We start from the raw sequence: 7,482 nt of genomic DNA, 5'->3' as shown, positions 1-7,482 counted from the left end.
GCCAACCACATGATCAACGGGGCGAGACGGGGGTGGGGGTGGCGGTGGGGGGTGGGGGTGGGGGTGGGGGGGTTAGGGGGTGGGGGTTAGGCGGGTGAGGATCAGGTCGCGGACGGTTTTGGCGTCGGCTTGGCCTCGGGTGGTCTTCATTACGGCGCCTACCAGGGCTCCGGCGGCGGCTACCTTGCCGCTGCGGATCTTGTCGGCGATGTCGGGGTTGGCGGCGATCGCCTCGTCCACGGCGGCGGTGAGGGCGCTGGTGTCGGAGACGACCTCCAGGCCCCGGGCGGTCATGATCTCGGTGGGCGATCCCTCACCGGCGACCACGCCTTCCAGCACGGCACGGGCCAGCTTGTCGTTGAGCTTGCCGGCGTCGACCAGGCTCTGCAGCTCGGCGACCTGCACCGGGGTGGCCCCGATGTCGGCCAGCTCCACACCGGTCTCGTTGGCCCTCCGGGACAGCTCACCCAGCCACCACTTGCGGGCGGCGGCCGGGGAGGCACCGGCGGCGACAGTCTGCTCGATCAGCTCGACCGCACCGGCGTTGAGCACCGACTGCATGTCCGTGTCCGACAGGCCCCACGCCTCCTGGAGGCGACGGCGGTGCAGCCGGGGCAGCTCCGGCAGGGCGGCCTTCAGCTCGGCCACCCAGGCCGGGTCGGGGGCGATGGGGACCAGGTCCGGCTCCGGGAAGTAGCGGTAGTCGGTGGCGGTCTCCTTGGACCGGCCCGGGGTGGTGTCCCCGGTGTCCTCGTGGAAGTGCCGGGTCTCCTGGGTGATCCGACCGCCGGCATCCAGTACGGAGGCCTGGCGCAGCATCTCCGAACGGACCGCCCGCTCGACCGAGCGCAGGGAGTTGACGTTCTTGGTCTCGGTACGGGTGCCCCACTCCTCGCCGGGCAGGTTCAGCGAGGTGTTGACATCACACCGCAGCGAACCTTCCTCCATGCGGACGTCGGAGACCCCCAGGGAGCGGATCACGTCCCGCAGCTCGGCGACGTACGCGCGGGCCACCTCGGGGGCGAGGGCACCGGTGCCGGGGATCGGCTTGGTGACGATCTCGACCAGGGGGATGCCGGCCCGGTTGTAGTCGACGAGGGACTCGGTGGCGCCGTGGATGCGGCCGGTGGCGCCGCCGACGTGCAGCGTCTTGCCGGTGTCCTCCTCCAGGTGCACCCGCTCGATGCCGATGCGCACCAGCTCGCCGTTGACCTCGACGTCCAGGTAGCCGTCGAAGCAGAGGGGCTCGTCGTACTGGCTGATCTGGAAGTTCTTCGGCATGTCCGGGTAGAAGTAGTTCTTCCGGGCGAACCGGCACCACTGCGCAATCGAGCAGTTCAGCGCCAGGCCGATCCGGATGGTCGCCTCGATGGCGGCCTTGTTGGCCACCGGCAGGGAGCCGGGCAGGCCCAGGCAGACCGGGCAGACCCGGGTGTTCGGCTCGCCGCCGAAGTCGGTCGGGCAGCCGCACCACATCTTGGTGTTCGTGCCCAGCTCGACGTGGGTCTCCAGGCCGATCACCGGCTCGTATCGCGCGACGACCTCGTCGTACGCGGGCAGCGTCGTGGTCATGAGAACTCCAGCTTTGCAGGCGGTAGCCGGCCCACGGCGGCATCCGGACACAACGCCGCCAAGCCTAACCGTTCCACCTGGCCCGCCTCGGCCGGGCATCACACCTACGAGCCGAGGCGGGGTGTCACTCGGGGGCGCTGAAGCGTCGACGGTGGTTGACGGTCAACACCAGCAGGATCCCGCCGATGGAGAAGGCCAGGACGCTCAGCAACAGCAGCACGATCGTCGAGTTCGATCCGGTGACCGGCAGCCAGGCCCCGCTGGTCTTCGAGGGTGAGGGGACCGGCGCCGCCGGACTTTCGGACGGGGTAGCGGAGGGGGCGACCGGAGACGGGGTGACGGTGGGACCGGTCGGGGTCGCCGTGGGACCGGTCGGGGTGGCCGTGGGGGTGGACCTAGCGACGACGACCAGGTCCACCTCGGTGGTGGCACTGGTCTGGGCGCCGGCCGCCCGGACCATGAAGTCGAAGGTGCCGGCGCTGCTGGGGGTTCCGCTGAGCAGACCGTTGGTGGCCAGGGTCAGCCCGTTCGGCAGGGTGCCGGCGGCCAGGGAGAAGGTGATGTTCTCGTCGCCCTCGGCGGTGAACGGGAAGGAGTACGGCTGGCCCACCGTGCCGGAGGGCGGGTTGCCGGAGGTGAAGGCGGTAGCGGCCACGGCGACGACGATGGTGATGTCCTGCTCGCCGAAGAAGCCGTTCTTGTCCGTCATCCGCAGGGTGGCGCGGTAGGTGCCGGCCGTGTTCGGCGAACCGCTCAGGGAGTTGCCGACCACCAGCATGCCCGGCGGCAGGCTCCCACTCACCGACAACGCGTACGGGGCCGTACCACCGGTGGCCTCGACCGTGTGGATCGCGTACGTCTGGCCGAGATACCTCGGCGACCGGGGCGCACCCGAGGTGATCTCGATCTCCGGTTCGCGTACCTCGATGGTCGCGGTCTGCTCGGCGTACTCCCCCTCCGCGTCCGTCATCCGCAGGGTGAAGGTGTAGCTGCCGGCCGTGGTCGGCGAGCCGCCCAGGGAGTTACCGACCACCAGCATGCCCGGCGGCAGACTCCCCGCACTCACCGACAAGGCGTACGGCGCCGTACCACCGGTGGCCTCGACCGTGTGGACCGCGTACGTCTGGCCCAGATACCTCGGCGATTGGGGCGCGCCGGAGGTGATGGTGACGGTCGCCGCTGCGGCCGGTGGGGCGCCGACCAGCAGCAGGGCGACCACCATCGTCAGGGCCATGACCGGGCGCAGTGTCTTCATCGCACATCCAGGTCGGTCAGAACGACTCGTCGATCAGAACGGCTCGCGTCTGGCCGGCGACCAGAGTCCGGCAGACTCGTACTCATCCAATCAGCAAGCGTGACTCTGAGCAATCATCCACGCGGTGGCCAGGGTGTCGATTCCACAACGACCGCGCCCGGTGCGGTCGGGGTGACCACAGGCGGGCGTACGGCGATGAGGTGCGCGGGCGGGCGACCCGCCCGCGCACCCCCTCTGATCACAGGGCCGGCGGAGTGAGGGTGCCGACGGCGCTCTCCAGCGCGGCAGCGACCCGGTACATCCGGTCGTCGGCCATGGTCGGGGCCATCACCTGGAGACCCACCGGCAGCCCGTCCGCCAGACCACACGGCACCGAGATGCCCGGCCCGCCGTACAGATTGGTCGGAATGGTGTACAGGTCGGCCAGGTACATCTGGTACGGGTCGGAGGTGCGGGCACCCAGTTGGAAGGCCACGAACGGGGTGGTCGGCGAGATCAGCGCGTCGACCTGCTCGAAGGCGGCCGTGAAGTCCCGGGTGATCAGGGTACGGACCTTCTGGGCCTGCCCGTAGTAGGCGTCGTAGTAGCCCGAGGAGAGGGCGTAGGTGCCGATCATGATCCGTCGCTTGACCTCGGGGCCGAAGCCGGCCTCCCGGGTCAGCGACATGACCTCCTCCAGCGACCGGTTGCCGTCGTCGCCGACCCGCAGCCCGAACCGGACCCCGTCGAAGCGGGCCAGGTTGGAGGAGCACTCGCTCGGGGCGATCAGGTAGTACGCCGGCAGGGCGTACTTGAAGTGCGGGCAGGAGACCTCGACGATCTCCGCACCGAGCTTGGTCAGGGTGTCGACCGCCTCGTGGAAGGCGGCCATCACCCCCGGCTCGGCCCCCTCACCGGCGAACTCGGTGACGATGCCCAGCCGTACCCCGGTCAGGTCGCCGGTGGCACCGAGCTTCGCCGCCGCGACCACGTCCGGCACCGGCGCGGCGATGGAGGTCGAGTCGCGGGGGTCGTGCCCGCCGATGGCCTCGTGCAGCAGCGCGGCGTCCAGCACCGTACGCGCGCAGGGGCCGGGGGTGTCCAGCGAGGAGGAGAAGGCCACCAGGCCGTAGCGGGAGGTGCCGCCGTAGGTCGGCTTGGCGCCGACGGTGCCGGTGACCGCACCCGGTTGGCGGATCGAGCCGCCGGTGTCCGAGCCGATCGCCAGGGGTGCCTCGTACGCGGCCAGGGCGGCCGCGCTACCACCACCGGAACCACCCGGGATGCGGTCGGTGTCCCAGGGGTTGCGGGTCGGTCCGTACGCGGAGTATTCCGTGGAGGAGCCCATCGCGAACTCGTCCATGTTGGTCTTGCCGAGCATCACCGTGCCGGCGGCCCGCAGCCGCTGCACGATCGTCGAGTCGTACGGCGGACGCCAGCCCTCGAGGATCTTCGAGCCGACCGTGGTCGGCACCCCCTTGGTGGTCAGCACGTCCTTGACCGCCACCGGCACCCCGGCCAGCGGACCCAACTGCGCGCCCTCGGCCCGCTGGGCGTCCACCTGCCGGGCGGCGGCCAGGGCGCCCTCGCTGTCGACATGCAGGAAGGCGTTGACCCGCCCGTCGACCTCGGCGATCCGGTCCAGGTGCGCCTGGGTCACCTCGACCGCGGAGGTCTGCCCCGAGGCCACCAGGCCGGCGATCTCGACGGCGCTCAACTTCGTCAGGTCACTCATGCCGCCACTCCGCTTCGACCCGTGCCGTCACCGAGCACGTTGATCCGCTCGCTCACGATGCCACATCCTCGTCCAGGATCCGCGGTACGCGGAACCGCTGCTCCTCCGCGTCCGGTGCGCCCGACAGCGCCTCCTGCGGGGTCAGGCACGGCGTCACCACGTCCTCGCGGAACACGTTGGTCAGCGGCACCGAGTGCGAGGTGGGCGGGATGTCGGCGGCGGCGACCTCGCCCACCTGGGCTACCGCCTGGAGGATCACGTCGAGCTGGCCGGCGAAGGTGTCGAGTTCCTCCTCCGTCACGGCGAGCCGCGACAGTCGCGCCAGGTGCGCGACCTCCTCGCGGGAGATGGCGGCCATCAGTGCCCCCTTCGTGGCTGTCCCTGCGTCTGCCTAACGCCCACCCGGTCCTGCGACCCGTGGTGACGTCCAGCGAGTCTATTGTTCCGTGCCCGGCCGACCGCTGGGGGCTCCCCGGCCCCCGGTTCACACACCCGATCGCCTGCCCTGGCCTCCCGCCCGCCGGGCCGGGCGGGTCAGCGGGGGTGCCGCCGGGGCAGCTCGGCCTCCTCGGAGGTGGCCAGGGGGCGGACCGGACGGTAGCGGGCCAGCCAGGCGACCAGTTCCTCGGCCGGCATCGGCCGGGCGTAGAACCAGCCCTGGGCGGCGTCGCAGCCGGCCGCGTGCAGCATCCGCCAGGTCCGCTCGTCCTCCACCCCCTCGGCCACCACCCGCAGCCCGAGCGCCTTGGCCAGTTCGATGGTCGACCGTACGATCGCCGCGTCGTCGCTGTCCTCGACCATGCCCAGGACGAAGGACCGGTCGACCTTCACCTCCGACAGGGGTAGCCGACGCAGGTGTTGCAGGGACGAGTAGCCGGTGCCGAAGTCGTCCAGGGCGATGCCCACCCCGATCCGGTGCAGCCGGGTGATGGTGGTCAGCACCCGACGGGGATCGGCCATCAGGGCGCCTTCGGTGATCTCCAGTTGCAGTCGCTCGGGGGCCACCCCGTAGCGGGTCAGCCGGTCGGCTATCTGCTCGGCGATCTCACCGGTGTGCAGGTCCCGGACGCTGACGTTGAGGGCGGCCCGCAGCCCGACCCCGGCCGAGGACCATTTGGCGAGCTGCTCCACCACGTCGTCGACGACCCGGCGGGTCAGCAACCGCATCACCGCGCTCTGCTCGGCCACCCGGATCAGTTCCTCCGGGTCGACCATGCCCCGGCGGGGGTGGCGCCACCGCAGCAGCGCCTCCACCCCGACCACCGCGCCGGTGGCGATCTCGATCTGCGGCTGGTAGTAGAGCATGATCTCGCCCACCTCCGAAGCCGGCTCCGGCGGCTCCTCGGAGGGGGTCGGTCCGACCCACACCGGTTCGCCGTCCGATGCCGGTGGGGTGGGCTGGGTGCTGCGCCGCAGGATCGGGTCCGCGGCCGTCACGATGTGGTTGATCAGCTCGTCATGCTGGACCTCGGTGGGCAGCCGACGGCGACGCCGGGGCCACCACCGCTGGCCGGTACGCCCACCGGCCGCCCCGGCCACCGGCAGGGTGGCGCCGTCCCCGCCGCGCACCGGGGAGGTGGCCGGCGGGGGCTGTCCGGTCGGTCCCGCCTCCAGCACCCGACGCAGGTCGGCCAGGAGGCTCAGCCGCTCGGCCGAGTTGTGGTCGGACTCCGGGGTGTAGACGGCCACGGTGTCGTTGCGGTGCTTGGCGTCATACATCGCCACGTCGGCGTGCCGCATCAGGGTGGCGAAGTCCTCGCCGTGGTCGGGATAGAGGGCGATGCCGATGGAGCCTCCGACATCCAGCGGCAACCCGTCCAACTGCACCGGCTCGGCCAGCACCTGCACCACCTGGTCGGCGAAGGCCCGGGCCTGCCCTACCTCGGTCAGCCCGGTCATCACGATGGCGAACTCGTCGCCGCCCAGCCGGGCGACCAGGCCGGGCGGTTCGACCACCTCGGTCAGCCGGGCACTGACCTCGACCAGCAGCCGGTCCCCCACGGCGTGTCCCAGGGCGTCGTTGACGTTCTTGAAGCGGTCCAGGTCGATCAGCAGCAGGGCCAGCTGGGCGTCCGGCTCCCCCCGCGCGGCGCGCTCGGCGTGCCGGTGCACCTGCTCGTTGACCTCGGCCAGCAGGGCCTTGCGGTTGGGGAGCCCGGTCAGCGGGTCGAGCGCGGCCAGTTGACGCTGCTCCACGGTGAGCCGCGCCATCCGGTACACCGCGAACAGCGGCACCAGCACCAGCGGGACCAGGGCCGCGCTGGCCCGGGCCGCGGTCACCAGGATCGGCGCCAGCAGCAGCAGGGAACCGGTGGAGAGCAACTCGAAGGGCAGCCCCCGCCAGGCGTTCGGCCACCACCGCTCGCCGAAACGCAGCCGGACGGCGGCGGTGACCAGCCCGTAGTTGACCAGGAACCAGGCCACCCCGGCGCCGCCGATCGCCGCGACGTCCGCCCAGGTCAGGGGCCCGCCTTCGAAGGCCGCGCCGGGCGCCAGCCGACTGATGGCGTACGCGGCGGCCAGGGAGCAGGCGTACTGGGCGGCGTTGAAGGCGGTACGCCAGGGGGCGTGACCCGACCGGACCCCGGAGACCAGCACGGCCACCGCCTGCACGGCGACCGCAGGCCCGAGCCCCCAGCCGAGCAGGATGGCGAAGGTGAAGCAGCTGGAGGGGTAGACCGCGGAGGACTGCCGCCGCCCGGGCGCGACGAACGGGCGCGCGTCGCAGGCCACCGCGAGCACCGCCATCGTCCAGAAGGCCACCGGCAACGTGGACACCGACGTGCCCAGTGACACCAGGGGGCCGGCCGAGACCAGCACGGCCACCGCGAGCACACCGGCCACGAAGGCGGTGAACTGCGCCGCCCGTTCGGGCGGGACCAGGTTGCGCGGGTCGGGCGGCTCCATCACACCTCCCGGTACGGAACCCGGCACGTGCTCT

General features: G+C 71.7%; 5 protein-coding genes. All 5 read right to left on the bottom strand.

The window, feature by feature from the left end; all coding sequences use genetic code 11:
* Positions 1 to 72 precede the first annotated feature (72 nt).
* The 5 genes from gatB to ABZ795_RS05105 all read right to left on the bottom strand — a co-directional run bounded on the left by gatB (position 73) and on the right by ABZ795_RS05105 (position 7,448).
* On the bottom strand, positions 73 to 1,572 hold the full coding sequence (gene gatB / locus ABZ795_RS05125) for an Asp-tRNA(Asn)/Glu-tRNA(Gln) amidotransferase subunit GatB (RefSeq protein ID WP_357528985.1): 1,500 nt from the start codon (positions 1,570 to 1,572) through the stop codon (positions 73 to 75).
* Between the two features lie 124 nt (positions 1,573 to 1,696).
* Positions 1,697 to 2,827: a putative Ig domain-containing protein gene (locus tag ABZ795_RS05120; RefSeq protein ID WP_357528983.1), complete on the bottom strand. Its 1,131-nt coding sequence runs from the start codon at positions 2,825 to 2,827 to the stop codon at positions 1,697 to 1,699.
* Positions 2,828 to 3,065: 238 nt separating this feature from the next.
* Positions 3,066 to 4,541 (bottom strand): Asp-tRNA(Asn)/Glu-tRNA(Gln) amidotransferase subunit GatA, encoded by a 1,476-nt coding sequence (gene gatA, locus ABZ795_RS05115; protein WP_357528981.1) that lies wholly within the window; start codon positions 4,539 to 4,541, stop codon positions 3,066 to 3,068.
* Between the two features lie 52 nt (positions 4,542 to 4,593).
* Complete coding sequence (gene gatC / locus ABZ795_RS05110) at positions 4,594 to 4,899, bottom strand: Asp-tRNA(Asn)/Glu-tRNA(Gln) amidotransferase subunit GatC (RefSeq protein ID WP_013732007.1); 306 nt, start codon at positions 4,897 to 4,899, stop codon at positions 4,594 to 4,596.
* 176 nt (positions 4,900 to 5,075) lie between these two features.
* Positions 5,076 to 7,448, bottom strand: a complete 2,373-nt coding sequence (locus tag ABZ795_RS05105; RefSeq protein WP_357528979.1) for an EAL domain-containing protein — start codon at positions 7,446 to 7,448, stop codon at positions 5,076 to 5,078.
* Between the last annotated feature and the right edge of the window lie 34 nt (positions 7,449 to 7,482).

Origin of the sequence: Micromonospora sp. NPDC047134 (assembly GCF_040643455.1) — a bacterium.
Classification (GTDB): Bacteria; Actinomycetota; Actinomycetes; order Mycobacteriales; family Micromonosporaceae; genus Micromonospora.
This window is presented reverse-complemented; position numbering and strand designations above follow the sequence as displayed.